Source organism: Nonomuraea sp. NPDC049486 (assembly GCF_040676925.1).
GTDB lineage: Bacteria > Actinomycetota > Actinomycetes > Streptosporangiales > Streptosporangiaceae > Nonomuraea > Nonomuraea ferruginea.
Window position 1 is genome coordinate 616,642 of sequence record NZ_JBFAPV010000004.1, and the last position, 15,068, is coordinate 631,709.

Here is a 15,068-nt window from a genome sequence, read left to right on the forward strand (position 1 = left end):
ATGAGGTGTACCATCGCACTCTTCCGGTTCTCCGATCTTCTCCGGACTCAACTTGCTTCCACGCGTGATTTACCCCGGCAGTGTGCTCGGAGTCTCCGGGCTTGCATGTGGCCAGGGCTCTTGCTTTGGCGTCGGCCTTCGCCTGAGCCTTCTCCTGAGCCCGCTGCTTGTTCCGCCAGATCAAGGTATGCCTCCGATAGGTAAGCCTTAGCCGCAGTTGGTGCCTCGGTAGGCATCCGGGCACTTGATGCCGCGACCATCGCAACGATCACACTCCGGACTGCCGAAGGGCTCGTTTCCGAAGTATCCCCGACCTTCGCAGTGCTCACATTCGATCTTCCAAGTGTTGCAATGTGAACATTTCTCATTCTCCATGATGAAGGCCCCCTTGCTACTGGCGACGATCTTTATTCGTGAAGTAGTGATGCATCGAGTGTGCCGGGGTGCACTTGAGCATCTTTCATGGCACCGCAAGTCGAACGAGATGTCAATCCGGAAGATGCGACGTGTGGGTGCTGGGCTACCAACGCTCAGGGGAAGGGCAGGCACTCTGGACCGTATAAATCGTCCTGCCTCGCGGACTGCCTCTTGCGGCTGTTCGCTGCTGCGGATAAATGGCTGCACATCGAAGTGGTTAAGGCCGTGACGATCGCTCACTTCGGCGCTCGCCGTCCTGGTTGGGGCGATCGCTGCCGCGGACCGACTTCGTCGGTCCTTGCCGCCGGGTCCAAGGGCTGAGGTCCGCCGTACAGCAGCCAGTACAGCAACACCGACTCACTCAACCGCACGGCGGCCATCCATGCCTGCTGTTCAGAGTGACGTGGAGGTGATCCACAAGCCGTCTGCCCTGCCCTTGTAAACAGAAGGTTTGGGGTTCGATTCCCCACGTCGGCTCTGCAGTAGGAAGCCCCTGAACAGGCATTATGCCGTTAGGGGCTTCCTTGCGTTGCCAGCAATCCCGGATTGGGCTAGGAATTCATTTCATAGCGGTACCAATGGCGCGGGTCTCCGTCCTCGTGTAGCCACAGTGTCCCGTCTCTGCCAATCCTCCCTCGGGCCCAGCCGGTCGGGTGTCGGTCGTGTGGCAGCAGCAGGTTCAGCCGGTCTGATTCGGTGACGGCTCCGTTCTGTCGGTGGGCTCTACGGATCCCCCAGCGGAACCCGCCATCCGCTCGGTGTTGATTGAGGAAGGCAATCTCAGCACCTGAGACGGCCAGGCCGTGGCAGCGTGTGATGGGGTTTGGGCTGATGCTGCGGACGCCCTGACTGTCGATCTCGATCAGGTGGAAGTCGGGGTAGGGGCAGGCGTAGACCACGTCGCGTCCGACGTTCAACGAGTAGCAATCACACCAGAAGACGTCTGGAGTGTGGAGCGGCGCCATCCAGGGTTGGCCACCGTCACTGCCCCAGCGCGCCAGGCCGATCGCGAAGCCGTAGGAGCGGGTGCCGTCCGGGTTGGGGAACCAGTAGTTCGACTCGTCGAAGTAGCTGATCCAGATAGCGCCCTGGGCATCCGTCATGAGTTGCTCGATGCCGTCACCGGCGTAGAAGGCCGACTGGGTCTGTCCGCCTTCATCGATCACCCGGACGTTCTTCGTGAGGTGTAACTCGTCCTCTGGGATTGGCTCCTGGTAGCGCTCAACGTCGATGTCTACACGCGCACAGCGGGCAGCGGCCAGCACGATGCCGTCGCCGTAGGTGTCGATGCTAGTGAACCGTTGGTCGAGATCTGTCAGCGGAATCTCGCGGGGCTCCGCGCCATCGCAGATGACGGCGGTTGCGTCGTAGCGCGGGGGCGGCCGGAGTCCGGAGAAGTGAGGCATGGGGACGAAGCCCTGGGCGGGGTCGGCGACCAGGGCGGCGAGCCGGCCGCGGTGGTCGATGGTTGAGGCCATGACCTCATGCTGGGCGTAGCGGTCGGGGAGCGTCGCGTGGAGCGCGAGGCGCTGATCAGCGACCATGGGCCTTTCTTGTTGTCATTCCTTGATGATCGCATACAAGGCAGCACGTCGTACGGTCGCCGGACTCTGCTCTCACAGCTCCTGCTGACAGCAAGCTTCCTTCACTCGCTTGGTTCCTACCACTCCCGAAGCGCGTCTCCGCTGGTCCGGGTCCGTGCCTGATCTTGCTAACGCGGATGCTAACAACGTCCGTGTACGCGGGTGCACGTCCTTGGAAGTCGATCAAGCTTTGGGAGCCGCCGAGCAGGCGTCCGCGGCAGCGGTAGCCACCGCTGGACAGTCTCGAAGTCCCTTGTAAACAGAAGGTCAGGGGTTCTCTCTTGCGGGCGCGGGTCCATGCCCGCCGGATCGTGCTCACGGAGAGCACCCCGCCCTCAATGCCGTGGAAGATGCGGCCGTCGGGTCCGGCACCGAAAGCCTCGACGTGTTCGCGGAGGACCGCGGCCAGCTCGGGAACGCAGGGCACCATGCGGGTTTCTCCCTCGGGCCGGTGCTTGAGCCGTCGTACTTCGCGGTGCTCACCAGAGTCGGTCCACTCCTTGCCAGCCTCTGGCGCGGCACGCCTCACATGAATCCAGCCCGAGCGGGTAACGGTCAGGCGTAGTCGTCGGTATTTGGCTGCGCGACCTGCCGCGAACGTGATCGCCGAGACAGTTTCGTCATGTCCGAAGGGGTGGGGCGGCCGATCGGTAGGACACCGACGACAACGAAGCGTGGCGTCTCCGTGATGCTACGCGCGCGCCAGGTGTTCCAGACGCTGTCTTCGAGGCTGGTGTAACCCTTAGCGTGATTGCTGTGATCCCCAACGAGCAGGATGCAAAAGGGAGGGCCCGTCGCAGTGTAATTGGCGGTCTGGGGAATGTACTTCTCTTCTATTCCTGCCCGTGTCCACTTGCTCGTATGACGTTTTACTTCCACGACAAGACGCATTCCGGATTCAGGGGTATAAGTGATGTCCGTACGCCCAGACGCGATGTCAATGACCTCCCGCTGAACGCTGCCGGGGGGCTCCAGCATCCCCCCGAGGTACTGGAGGCAGTCGTTTTGAACGTGTTCTTCCAACCAATACTTCTCGCCTGGTTTTGGCGGTCCCAGATAAGCTGTGACGTCACCAAGCAGATCTGCTTGCGCGTCGAAGCGGATATGCAAGAAGCGCAGGAAATGCATTAAGAGGGTAGCGAAGTAGCTGCGTTCGGGTTCCATCCATGCAGGGCTCCGGATTACCTCCCCGTGCAATTGCTCAAGCTGGCGGTCAAGCAGGATGTTGCCAGTGAGTGCGTAGCCCCGCTCGTGTTCGCGAAGCACGCCTAAGACCTTACGCTGAAGGACAGGATCTGAATTATTGAGCAGCGTGGCCCATGGCGACTGCTCTGCTGCGGATTTTCCCGGCGGCTCCGCAGGGGATCCAGTCTCCAGAGCCTGCCGCCGTGCTGCCACCTTCGCGTGGAGTTGCCAGACGTCGGGATGCTCGATCAGCTCCGGATCGTTTTCGAGTGCCTGCTCCAAGTGGTTGAGTAGGCCTAGCTCGCGGACGAACGCCGCTTCCACCGGAGGTGACACGAGCTGCTCCAGGCCGCCGTTGGTGGTGCCTGCGACTGTGTAGACCGAACGGCTAGCCTGGTACACCTGCAGCACGTCGGTCAGCACCTTGCAGGCATCAAGCCAGCTCGGTTCGAGCAGTCGGGCGCTGGCCTGGCGCAAGGTGGCAACAAGTTGGGACCAGGCCGCCTCACTCTGTCCGCGTGCCTCCAGCCACTGCGGCTTGTGCATCCGTGCGGACCATGCGTACCGCCGCGTCACAGTCTGATCGAGATTTTGAGCGCTGGCCACTAGACGACTTCTGACGGCGGCGGTTGGCTGGCCTTCAAGGTCAATGAAGGCGAAGACCGCATCCAGGGCGAGCCGGTAGGCTCGCGCGTCTAGACGCGCCTCTTCAGCGGTCTCGACAATTTGCAGTCGTAGGGCCGCAGCGCGCAACAGCCGCATCACCTCCTGACGGTCACTCGCTCCTAAACCCGCGCGGAGAGTCGCCAGCGCCAGCTCGTATCGGGCGTCGTTGCGGGTAGCTGACGACAGCGTGTCCGACCCTTCGAGTGTCCGTAGTACCTCAAGCAGCCCTGCATCCTCGTAGTGGTCGTGGGCTATGCCGATAAGTAGAGGCAGGCGCTCAAGTGCGGCGGCAGGCTCGCCCCCGCTGATCTCGGTGAGCAGAAGCAGGAGGCGGCGGTGGTTGGTGAATCCGCCGAGGGATAGCTGCAGCAGGCCGGCGACAGCGTGCTGTGCAAACGCAGGGTCTTGCTCCCCTGCAAGAGCCGCCTCCGCATGTCCGAGCAAGGCCTTAGCAGCCGCACTTCCATAGGCCTCCAGCAGCATCGGATGCGAGCACAGCACTTCAATGGCCTCAGCAAGTACCCAGGCGCGGAAGGGCTGCTGCAGTCCCTTTGCTATGGCCGGTACCAGGGCGGTCCTGATTTCGTTGGCACTGCCGGATGCCGGATGGACAAGCGCCCGCAGCAGCGTGGGCAAGTGCGGGCCTACCGCGAGGGCACGAGCTTCAGCGGTGACAGCCTCGGCACCCCCCAAGTCATCGAGACTGGGGCCGCTGTCGAGCTGCTCGGTGGTTGCACTGGCTGCCCAGGCACCCAGGGAGTGCTCGACGGTGCTCATCGTGTCCTCTCAATCGACGCTGCGAGCTACAGACTCTTGAACGTTCGCGTCAGCTAATCACGTCCTGCTCACTAGAACATGTAATTTTGGTCACTAGTAATAATCCTTTCTCGCGGCAAAGCGTCTGTAACATACTCAGGCTTGGCAGTCGTCAGGATGATCTGAAGCCCTGGTAGCTCCCGGCTCAGCTTCTCAAGCTCGGCGATCAACCTTGTCGCGTCTGGAGTGGTGACCTCCTCGCTCCCGATCGCGTCGATTAGCACCAGCCCAGGATGGGCTGGCACTCCTCGTTGAGTACTGACGCGTAGCATCGCGATCACCATGGCGATGCGGACGCGGAGACGCTCTCCCGGCTGGAACCTGTCGAACGAAGTGCTTTTTCCGCCCTTCTTGGCGTTGAGGTGACCGTTGCGCTTGAGGTCGACAGAGTCGAGGTTCGGTACGCCAAAGTCGCGCGCGAGCGTGACAATCTGGCGGTTGAGGGCGGGGAACAAGTGATCGGCCGCTTCCTTGGCCACAGCCTTCAGCACGTTTAAGACAGCAGCCACGACCTGCTCGGTCGTGCCTGACGTCCCGGTGGAGGAGGTACCGTCGGCCGTTCCCGTGGCCTGCAGTTGCCCTTCTAGCCGGGCGGCGCGGATCTCAAGGTCTCTGAGCGCTAGGTAGGTCGGTGCCATCTGGATTTCTTCAAGCCTGGCACGTGCCTCTTCATGGCGCTGGTGAGCCTCCCGCAGGGCCCGCGCCAGCGTAGCCAGGTTGTTGCTGACCTGCTGTCGGGCTTCCTGCTGTCCGGCGAGTTCCTGCTCCAGTTCTGCGATGCGGGCCTCGGCGAACGCTGCGTTCACTGGCGGCATCGGGCGCGTACAGACGGCGCAGGAGGCGTTCTGCCGCTCGGTAACGTGGCGCGCCCGCTCGAACGGTTCTTCGCAGCGTGGGCAGCATGTCGGGGACAGCAAGCCCAACACCCTCCGGGCCTGCCAAGTCTCTTTGGCGTCCATCACCTGCTGTTCAGCCATCAGACACGCCTGCTCGGTACTGCGGTACATATCCTCGCTGTCGGCGAATGCTTGCCTTGCCGCTCGCAGCTCATCGAGTGCGGCGTCGACGGCCGCTATGGCATCTGCGGCCCCAGGGTCCGCGGTCCGGTGCGCGTCATCTAACTGCTGTCGCACTTCGTCCAACTCTCGCTGCCACTGCTCGCGCTCATGGCGGCGGGCCGCTCGGTCCTGTTCCGTGCGGTGAGCAGCCTGGCTGGCCTCCTTCACGAAGCGTCTCTGCGCGGTGGACAGGTGCGTTAGTACCGAGGCGTAGGGGATGCCGATGAACAGGTCAAGCAGCTTGGCGGGTAGCGAAGGCACCTCTTTGACGTCGCCGAGCAGCAGCTTGTCCCCGCCACGGTTGAGGTAGCAAGCACCGAAGTAGGCGGGCCAGCCATGATTCTGCGCGGCCCCCTCGCCGTCCAGCCCTCCCGTTGGGTTCCAGATAGACGTGTAGCCCAAGCCAAGGGCTTCCATCATGAAGGTCCCTATAAGCCCTGCTACCTGAACTTCACCGTCAGCCTGTGCGAGCTGGCGTAGATTCCTATCTTCCTCCGTCGTGACTTCGTCGGCGGGGCCAGCCGGCAGGATGTGGCACTCGAGCTGACCAGGTTCCTGCGATGTGTCTTGATCCAGTACCACTCGCACTTCCTGGCCGCTGACCACCGCGTCAACTGCGATGTGACGGACCCATGACTTGACATCGGCTCCCAGCTCTCGTGGTCGACCTCGCAAGGCCCAGACGAGGAACTCCAGCATGCTGGTCTTACCGACCAGGTTTTTCGGATGCATGATCGCCCACACGCCTGGTTCGAGCGTTTGGTCGATGGAGAAGTTCGTTCCGTCGTTCTTGGTGCCGACGACTTGGAGCCGTCTCACCTCGATCGTGCGGGGTGGCGGCACCGGGCTGGGCAAGGTGATCCCGACCTCGCCCAGCACCGTCTCTACCATGGTGACGCTCATGGAGCACTTCGCGGCCGCCCGCTTCAACACCTCTCCGGGACTAGGGGGCGTCCAGGGCTGAATCTCAGGGTCTGCAACGCTGGTCACTGGACCACCTCCGTGAATCCCGCCTCGGCTGCGCTGGCCTGCCGCAGCGTGGTCAGACGTGCACGAACTTGCTGCGTGATCGGGGGAATGTGGGACCCAATTGGGGTGTCGGCGTAGTCCCGCTGCAAGTACTGGCGCTCCTTGATTCGGGTGCCACCGACGCCGTTGACGAGATTCACCACAGTGCGGGTGCGTTCGACATACCACACGAGCGCCGGAGCCTCCGTTATTAGGCTGGCTGCTATCACGCGCCCTTGGTCCAGCAGGTAGTAATCGTGCTGAATGACCCGCGTATCCCCAAGGCGATGCCGTTTGCGGGCCAGGCCCTTCTCAACGAGAACCGACAGCGCATTGTCCAACTGCTCAAAGGCGCCGAAACGGTGCCGGAGCATCGGGAACCGGCGAAGATCTGGCTCCTCCGACGTGAGGATTCGTTCCGCCTCGTCGACGAGCCCAGGCGATTCCGGATCAGCCTCGTAATCGTTCAGTAACTCGTTGGCCAGGTAGTCCGGATTGCGTACCCAGAAGTCGAGCTTTTGCAACCGTACCTGGGTATATACAACACCGACGGCCCCGGTCGGGACTTCACTGTCCTCGCCGATGGGCTCCGCCGCCGCATCGAGCAACAGCAGCAGCCGAACCGCGTCTTGCCAGAGGCTCGCCTTTCGAACGGTCCATTCAGCCACATCACAACCCAACCCGATTGCATGACCCGTGTCTAGATCACAACCGAGCGTTCTCAATATTGGTCTTGGGAGTTGGTCAAGGATGGACGAATCGATCAGCGGTCGCCGTAGATGGCGACGTGGTGCTCCTCCTCATCTTCAAAACACCCGTCGTTCGGCTTAGCACCTGGCGGGCGGGGGTGTCGAAGTCCACAAGGTCTGGCGATCTTACCTTTTGGCGTCATCTCGATACTGGCTGGCATATTTGTCCTAAATGACGGTTTCCGACACTCAACTAGACCTGTCTGCCCGGAAGCAGCACGGCATCGTGGTGGGCGGCGAGGGAGTGCTACAGCTTCAAGAGGCTGGAGAGCCAGTTGATGCACGCAAGGCCGAGGGCTCAAGCTTCCATGGAGGGTGACGCCTCTGCGGCCAACTGGTGAGATAGGGCTGGCCCTGTTCGTCATGGCCCGAATGGTCGACTGCTGCACCGCTTAGGGGCTTGCTCACTGCACCGGGGGAGGTGAAGCCGGACGGGACCTGGAACCAGACGAGGAGTGGCCCGGCCAGTATCTCATCGCTGATACTTGGATCTGGTGAGAGACCCTCACGGCCCTTGATCATTCCCAATGTGTTCCCAATGAGCCGCGCCCGCTGGAGGTCCGACCGTGTTAGGACAGGCCAAAGCCGTCTTAGCGGTACGGTGGATCTTCCACTTGTAAACAGAAGGTCAGAGTTTTGCGGGCCAGAACTGCAGTCGGTACGTCTCCAGCCCTTCAGGTGGACGTTCTTCGTGGTATCAGGCACCGGGGCCGGGGCGGACGCTGGCGCTTACGGACCAGTGGCGTGCTTGACCGCGCAAGTCCATGACGTTGCCGGAGGAGTGGCCTTCGGTTCCCACGACTCGGAGCTTGCCCGAGCCGGAGTAGAACTGTGCCGTCTCGGTTCGGGCCCATTGAGCGTCGTCGGCGGGTGGCCGGCCGACCCAGAGTTCGAGCGTCACCTCGACGGTGTGCCAGGAGTCCGCCTGGCTGGTGATGATGGCGACGTTCGCGGTGGTGAGGAACCAGTCGGTCATGCTCGCCCGGTTCGCGAGATCCCAGAGGTCCTCGGCGCCTTCTGGTTGCCCGTTGGCTCCATCAAGGTCCATGACCATGAAGCTGAAGACCCGGATCGTGATCTGGTGGATAGCTCCGGTGGTCCGGAGCATGGGAGAGTCGCTCTTGTGCGGGGATCATGTCGGTGATCGGAGATGGTGAGTGTCGGAAAGTCTCGCGCGGCTTGTGCTGTCCTTCGTGGACGAGGAACTGATTCTCGACCGGGGAAATGTGAACGTGGAGGCTCGGGGCAATCTGATGGCGTTCGGCTTCGCCCCGGAGGGCTTCGACGCGGAGCCCGTGGAGCAGGCTTTCGTCACGGTCGGCGAGCGGCTCGGTGCGCGGTTCGCCGATCTCGCCGGGCCCGTGACGTTCTATGCCTGGTACGACGAGCAGGCCGGCCAGCTACGGTGTTCGGCGGCCTCTGTCGAGCCGGACGATCTGCCGTTCAGGGGCAGGTTTCGGCTTGTGGACAGTCCCGTACCTGTGGTCGCACTGATGGCCGCGGACGCACTGCCGGCTGTGGTGCCGTGGACTGATCTACGGGAGGTCACCGCCGAGGAGGATGCCGGCCCGGACGAGCAGGTCGAGCACACCTTCCCGGTATTTGCCGTGAAGCTCACCCGGTGAAGACGGGCACGGAGGGCCGTGGTTGCGATGTCTGGGAAGGGCAGGGTGGCATCGGAGGTGTCCGTTTGGTCTGGCGGTGCAGAAGCTTGCCCGCGACCCGTTGGAGCTGCCAGCCGATCGTCATGTCGGCCTGGTCGAGATCGACTTCTGCCCAGCGCAGCCCGAGCGCTTCGCCGAGGCGTAGCCCGAGGACGTAGCCCGCGTACATCGGGTCTTCGCGGATGCGTCCCGGACTCCAGGAAGGTCTTCGCCTCGTCCACCCTCCAGGGCTTGACCTTGCGCTTCCGCTGGACCGACATCTTGGCGTTGCTGAGCGCTGCCCGCAACGTCGTGTACGCCGACAGCACCGACAGCACACGCCGACACATCCGCGCTACCGCGTACACGCACCTGACCATGGTCTTGATCAGCCGAGCAGCGTGATTGCTCAGCCTGAAGTAGAAGGTCGGCAGTTCCGGCGGCCCACGAGAGTGTTGCCACGGGCTGCTGCTCGCTCATCGAACCCTGCTAACAACGGTGCTAACAACGGCCCTGGACATTGATGTACGTCCGCGGAAGACGATCAAGCCGAGGAGGACGCTGAGCAGGGACGTGTGACAGCGATGGACGCTCGTGGACCATCTTCGACCCACTTTTAATCCGTAGGTTCCGGGTTCGAGCCCCGGGCGCCCTACCAGCTATTACGTCTCTCCTTGATCTTGTCGGGTGGAGTCGTACAACCAGTTTTACAGCCAAGAGGGCCGGATTCCCGTGGAGGGAGTCCGGCCCTTGATCGTGCTGGAGATCATCCGAGCTGTGGCCGAGTGTCTTCATGACCGTGCGAGGGGACGCCCCGCTTGCCAGAAGGTAGGACGCGCAGGCAGGTCGCAAGTCGTGCAGCCGCAGCCAGTCAAGCGATGGCGCGGGGCATCGCCGCACGCCCGCCACGCCGCAACCCAACAAACGCGTCGACCACCGCCCTGCCGCCGCATGACTCCAGAACACTCACTCCGAACTCAATCGTCAACAACAGTTGACGCCCACGCGCTGGTCAATCTAAGTTGACGTCATGGGAAGGGATGAGAAACCCGGAAACAACGATGTACCGACGCCGGTACTGATCGACCTAGGCGATCATGCACTATGCGCCCAGGTCCGCGGGAAAGGCCCCACAGTGGTTCTCGAATGCGGTGGCTCAGGCCAGGGCGTGGGAACCTGGGGAGAGGAACTGGAACTCGCGTTGGCCGAGCGTGTCACTGTAGTGACCTACGATCGGGCCGGCGTCGGCCGCTCCGGCGGATCGCAGGCCCGTACCGTCACCGAGATGGCCGACGACCTGCGTAGGCTTCTTCGCGCCCTGCACCTTGAACTGCCGGCGGTATTCGTGGGCTGGTCCTACGGTGGGCTCGTGACCCAGCTTTATGCCGCCCGCCATCCCACTGATGTGGCGGGGCTGGTCTTCGTGGATCCGACCGCCAGCGGAACACCGCCGGGCTCGGCGCTCGTACGCGCCCTCTCCTTCCTCCTAGCCCCAAGGCTGCTCCGTCTGCGTGCGATGTTCGGCGGCACCGATGCGCGGTCGCTGCGCGAACTGGCCGACACCCTGGCCGGGATGCAGAATGCCATGAACGAGGCTGCACAGGCGCGTCAGGAGAGCGGGTTGCCGCCTGTGCCCATCCGTGTGATCACGGCAGGCAAGCGGCCGCGCATGCCCAAAGCGCATCTGGAGCATCTGAACGCCGACCATCGCGCTCTGGCCAGCCAGTCCCCACATGGGCAAGTGATGGTCGCCGAGCGGGCCAGTCATCAGATTCCGTTCGAGCAACCCGAGATCATTATTCAGGCGGTCGATGAGGTGTTGGGCTGCCGCCGACATCACAGGAAGGCCTGAACGGGTGAGCCGCTGGATTTTCCGACGCGGCCCACCGAGCGCCGGGCTGCCTCGTGGGCCAGCTCCGGAAGCACTGTCGTGTACGTGTTCTCGGTCAGAATCGTCGAGCCGTGGCGCAGCATCGTGGACACCATCTCGTGTCGGCGCCGGCCGCATGAGCGAGCGTCGCTGCGCAGCGCCGTAGGTCGTGCAAACGGATCGGCGGCAGGCCTCGCCCTCCTCCAACTCCCATCCGACTTGGGCGAGTCGCTTCGCCACGACCAGCGTGCGCTCGTTCGTGTCGAGGTCCTCCCACCGGACGCCACAACCCTCGCCACGGCGCGGGCCACGGAAAGCAATGAGGGGGAAGAAGGAGTACAGCCGATGCTGGGCCGCGACGTCGAGGAATGCGCCGAGCTGGACCGGTGTCCAGACCATCACGGGTGACGGCGGCAGTTCGAGAGCCTCCCGGACCCGTACGGCGCTGATCTTCTTGCCGCCCTTCTCCGCCTTCACGGCCGCCAGGCGCTCGGCGAACTCGGCGACGAATGTCTCCCCCCGTTGCTTGGTCCACACCAGAGCCTGGGGCCGCTTGGCCTTGTCCAGCTTGATGGCACCGGCATTGTTGATGCTGCTGATCTCTTGCCGGACCGCTGGGAGTCCCCCACGCGCCGCTCACCCATTCGTTACAGCGACATGCTGCCCAAGATCATCGGAGTGCTGTTTTTGTGACCATTCCAGGAGCCAGGCCATGAGCCACCCTTCCACACCCGCCATCACCGGGGAAGCAGAGTCTCGCCCCGGAAGCCGGCACCCGACACTTTGATCAACTCGACCCCAAGAGGGCTCGGTCGCGATCGTGAGAGATCAGGGCCGAAACGCGCCTGCTGGGATTACCTCAATGAATGGCAGCTCAGAACACGAAACCGTTCACCGAATCGAACGTCCTTCAGGACCGGTCTCCCTCTTGCACCCTGATGAAGATGCGAGCTTCTCCACGCTCCGTTTTCGCCACCACACGCCAGCAACCTGGTGAAGGGAACTGCAACGACGCCGGTATGGGGCCCGGCAAGCCGTCCGCCGTAGGCATCAGCTGAGCCGAGCCCACGTTGTCACCCGCCACTTCTTCAACGGTAACCGTGGGAAGCCTCGTGCCGGTCGTCCATAGTGGACGCTTGATCTGATAGCCCTCCGGGACCCGCACGGCCGAGGAACTCCAACCTCCTGACACAGGAGCGACGAACCAGATGTCGGTTGCGCCTACCCCTGGCTGGCCATCGCTTCCGGGAATGTCCACGCGATCGCGCACCGTGTCATCACATGGTGCCGTGGCGGCATCTGTGGCCTCCGTGCGCGCCCCTCCTTGCGAACAGGCCGTCAGGCTCAACGCAGCTATGGTTCCGCATGACATGAGCGTTATGGCGGTAGCGGTTCGGTAGTTCAAAGCAGCCATGCGGAAGCCATCCATCCCGATATTGCGACCATGACGAGCACGCCGAGCGCCTGTGCGTAACGAACGCAGTGCCACCAGCGGTCCATCGCTCTCTTGCCGAGAGCTGAAACATCACCGGCGGTAACCGAAATGATAAGCGGAACGGCGAAGAACAGGCCGTAGACCGCGCCTGACCGCGACGGCGCTATCCCCAAGACGGCCGAAAGCAGGACCAGCCAGGAAGTGAACGACACTCGATAAAGAGCAAGGCTCTTCGCGGTTTGCCGACGCCATCCTATGGACATCGAGCCACGAAGAATCGCCCGGGTGTCGACGATGACTCCCTTGGCAGCGACAAGGGCGAACACTTTGAGCGCGTTTTCCACAGGGAGGACAAGCGCTACCGCCTGACCGATCTGCGACAGGAAGAACACCGGGCACGCCCTGGCACTGCCGGCCCGGGCATACCGGCCAGGTCATCACCACGCTGCGCAGGCCGCCACAGCCGTCGCGCCTGAAGCTCCGCGCTCTGATCGCCAATGGTGATCTCCACGACTCCTGGCGTTTTCACCTCGCCCGGCAACACGAACGGGTCCACCGGAGCGGCTACCAGGACGGATACTCCCTCACGGCTTGATCGATCAGTCACTGCGGAAGAGCTACACCCGTCCGGTTTGGTCGGCAGTGGGAGGATGGGGGGCATGTATGTCCGTGAGGCCGGTGACGCACACGCTCCTCCTATTCTGTTACTGCACGGTGGCGGCGTCGCGGGATGGATGTGGCGACCGACGCTGGAGCGGCTCGGAGCGAAAGCCCGAGTGATCGTTCCCGATCTGCCCGGTCACGGACGCAGTGCGGAGGAAGCGTATCGGTCACACGAGATGACCGCCCAGGCCGTGGCCAGGGTCCTGGAAGAGCGCGCACCGGGCGGCGCGATGGTCGCGGGGTTCTCGTTGGGTGCGCAGCTCACGATTCTCCTCGCCGCTACCCGGCCTGATCTCGTCACCAGTGCCGTCGTCGTGAGCGCGCAGGCGAAGCCTCTTCCGTTCCCGCAGGCGACCCTGGGGCTCCTCGGCGCGACCGCACCGCTCGCACGGCAACGGTGGTTCGCGAAGCTCCAGGCGAAGCAACTGTTCATCCCGGCCGAACTCCTGACCGACTACCTTCGCGACAGCGCTCGCACAAGCCGTGAGACTCTTCTCGCGAGCGTCGGCGAGAACATCCGTTTCACCCTTCCCACCGGCTGGGCCGACTTCAAGAACCCGGCGCTGGTGATGGTGGGCGAGCACGAGCGGAAGCTCATGCACGACTCCGCACGGAACATCCACGACTCCCTTCCGGGCAGCCAAATGACCTTCGTGCCGGAATGCGGCCATGGCATACCCCTGCAGCGCCCGGACCTGTTCGCTGAGATTCTGGCCGACAGAATGTGAGTGTCCTGTTCTTGGGCTTCCGCGCCATCACGCTGCCTCCCGGGACCAACACGCCCAAGCTGAATCGGGCGACGTAAGCGGCAATGCACCCTGGCCCACGGCTATCAGGGCCGCCTCCTGCCAAGCCGCCAGGGCCGCCGCAACCGTGCCGGGCCACCTGCGGGTGATTCCGAGGGTGATCACCGCGGCCACTCCGCACGCGGGCGGGATGTCGATCCGCGCCCTGGCCGCTCGACGCGTCAGCAAGAGCAGGACATGAGAAATGCCGAGTCCTCAGAACGCGTGGGAGGGGCAACGTGCTCGCGTACAACGGCGTACCGGTGGACGGCCAGGACCAATCAGAACTCGCCGACGGCCGAGGGGACAAGGAGTTCGCGGAGCCGGCATCCGCGTTGCGCTTGGCGCGCTGTGTGGCCGTCGTCGTCGGCGTGGGATTCGCGCTCGGTGGTCTCGCCGGCCTTCTCGCGAACGAGCCGCCCGGCGTTCTGCTCGCGGCCGGGATCGGCGCCCAGGCAACGATGTTCGCGCTGTATCTGTACAGTTGCGTGCTGCCGGCGCGTGGGCGACGGCCGCGAGGCTGGCGCTGGTCGCTGCTTGCTCAGACCGCGCTTACGGGCGTCGGCCTGATCTGGGAGGCCGGCTCCTGGTGCGGCACTTCCGGCTTCCTGGCGGCCGCGGTCCTGCTGCTGGTCAGGCCGGTCCGCCTCGGTTGGGCGGGGTTCGCCGGCGTGCTGGCGGTGCAGGGATGGTCCTGGTGGACGGTCGATGCCTCTCCGGGCGAGGTGGCGAATCTGGTTTTCGGACATACCGCGTTCGTCGCCATCGCGCTGTACGGCAGCGTCCGGGTGGCCGATCTGGTTGCCGACAGGTACGACGCCCGTGCTGAGCTGGCTGCCGCCGAGGTGACGCGGGAGCGCCGGGCCTTCGCCGACGAGCTCAACGGCCGGGTGGGGAACAGCTTGCGTACGGTGATCGCCGCGGGCGAGGCCATGCTGGCCTCGACCGGCACCGAGCAAGCCCGCGGCCAGCTGGAGCGGGCACTGGATACGGCTCGGTCCACGCTCGATGAGACCAGGGCGATGTCACACGCCCGTCGCGACTCGCATGCCCGGGTCCGGCCGCCGGCCGATGACATGAGCCCGGCGTACGTGCACTTCCTCGGCGGTGTCACCGTTTGCCTGATGATCGTCCCGGAGTCGGCGCGTTTCGCGGTCGAGGCGGGGCTTTCCGCCGCCGGAGGATGGGCG

The 15,068-nt window shown here is 63.7% G+C and carries 11 protein-coding genes and 1 tRNA gene; 5 read left to right on the forward strand and 7 right to left on the reverse strand.

Features of this window, described 5'->3' with window-relative positions:
- Window positions 1–968: 968 nt before the first annotated feature.
- The 5 genes from AB0K05_RS15440 to AB0K05_RS15460 all read right to left on the reverse strand — a co-directional run bounded on the left by AB0K05_RS15440 (window position 969) and on the right by AB0K05_RS15460 (window position 8,590).
- Entirely contained in the window at window positions 969–1,961 is a 993-nt protein-coding gene (locus AB0K05_RS15440) for a hypothetical protein (RefSeq protein ID WP_364229630.1), read from the reverse strand.
- Window positions 1,962–2,555: 594 nt separating this feature from the next.
- Window positions 2,556–4,628 (reverse strand): hypothetical protein, encoded by a 2,073-nt coding sequence (locus AB0K05_RS15445; protein ID WP_364229632.1) that lies wholly within the window; start codon window positions 4,626–4,628, stop codon window positions 2,556–2,558.
- Window positions 4,629–4,699: 71 nt separating this feature from the next.
- Window positions 4,700–6,628 carry a hypothetical protein gene (locus AB0K05_RS15450; protein WP_364229634.1) on the reverse strand — a complete coding sequence of 643 codons (1,929 nt, stop codon included), beginning with the start codon at window positions 6,626–6,628 and terminating at the stop codon, window positions 4,700–4,702.
- A gap of 83 nt (window positions 6,629–6,711) precedes the next feature.
- On the reverse strand, window positions 6,712–7,401 hold the full coding sequence (locus AB0K05_RS15455; protein WP_364229636.1) for a hypothetical protein: 690 nt from the start codon (window positions 7,399–7,401) through the stop codon (window positions 6,712–6,714).
- Between the two features lie 778 nt (window positions 7,402–8,179).
- Window positions 8,180–8,590, reverse strand: coding sequence for a hypothetical protein (locus AB0K05_RS15460; RefSeq protein WP_364229638.1), 411 nt, complete (start codon window positions 8,588–8,590; stop codon window positions 8,180–8,182).
- Between the two features lie 85 nt (window positions 8,591–8,675).
- Here AB0K05_RS15460 and AB0K05_RS15465 point away from each other — a divergent pair, with 85 nt between their 5' ends.
- From AB0K05_RS15465 to AB0K05_RS15480, 4 genes are all read left to right on the forward strand, one after another.
- A complete protein-coding gene (locus AB0K05_RS15465) occupies window positions 8,676–9,107 on the forward strand; it encodes a hypothetical protein (protein WP_364229640.1) in 432 nt (143 codons plus the stop codon).
- A 270-nt stretch (window positions 9,108–9,377) separates the two neighbouring features.
- Entirely contained in the window at window positions 9,378–9,530 is a 153-nt protein-coding gene (locus AB0K05_RS15470) for a hypothetical protein (protein WP_364229642.1), read from the forward strand.
- Window positions 9,531–9,680: 150 nt separating this feature from the next.
- Window positions 9,681–9,783: transfer RNA gene (locus AB0K05_RS15475), tRNA-Ser, on the forward strand.
- 372 nt (window positions 9,784–10,155) lie between these two features.
- Complete coding sequence (locus tag AB0K05_RS15480) at window positions 10,156–10,977, forward strand: alpha/beta hydrolase (protein ID WP_148035276.1); 822 nt, start codon at window positions 10,156–10,158, stop codon at window positions 10,975–10,977.
- Here the strand turns inward: AB0K05_RS15480 and AB0K05_RS15485 are convergent.
- Both AB0K05_RS15485 and AB0K05_RS15490 read right to left on the reverse strand, forming a co-directional pair.
- The gene (locus tag AB0K05_RS15485) at window positions 10,962–11,099 is read right to left on the reverse strand and encodes a hypothetical protein (RefSeq protein WP_222709223.1); all 138 of its coding nucleotides are present in this window, start codon (window positions 11,097–11,099) and stop codon (window positions 10,962–10,964) included. The two genes, AB0K05_RS15480 and AB0K05_RS15485, sit on opposite strands and share 16 nt — an antisense overlap.
- A 1,297-nt stretch (window positions 11,100–12,396) precedes the next feature.
- Entirely contained in the window at window positions 12,397–12,822 is a 426-nt protein-coding gene (locus tag AB0K05_RS15490; protein ID WP_219550606.1) for a hypothetical protein, read from the reverse strand.
- 267 nt (window positions 12,823–13,089) lie between these two features.
- Here AB0K05_RS15490 and AB0K05_RS15495 point away from each other — a divergent pair, with 267 nt between their 5' ends.
- Complete coding sequence (locus AB0K05_RS15495; RefSeq protein WP_364229645.1) at window positions 13,090–13,821, forward strand: alpha/beta hydrolase; 732 nt, start codon at window positions 13,090–13,092, stop codon at window positions 13,819–13,821.
- Window positions 13,822–15,068: the final 1,247 nt, after the last annotated feature.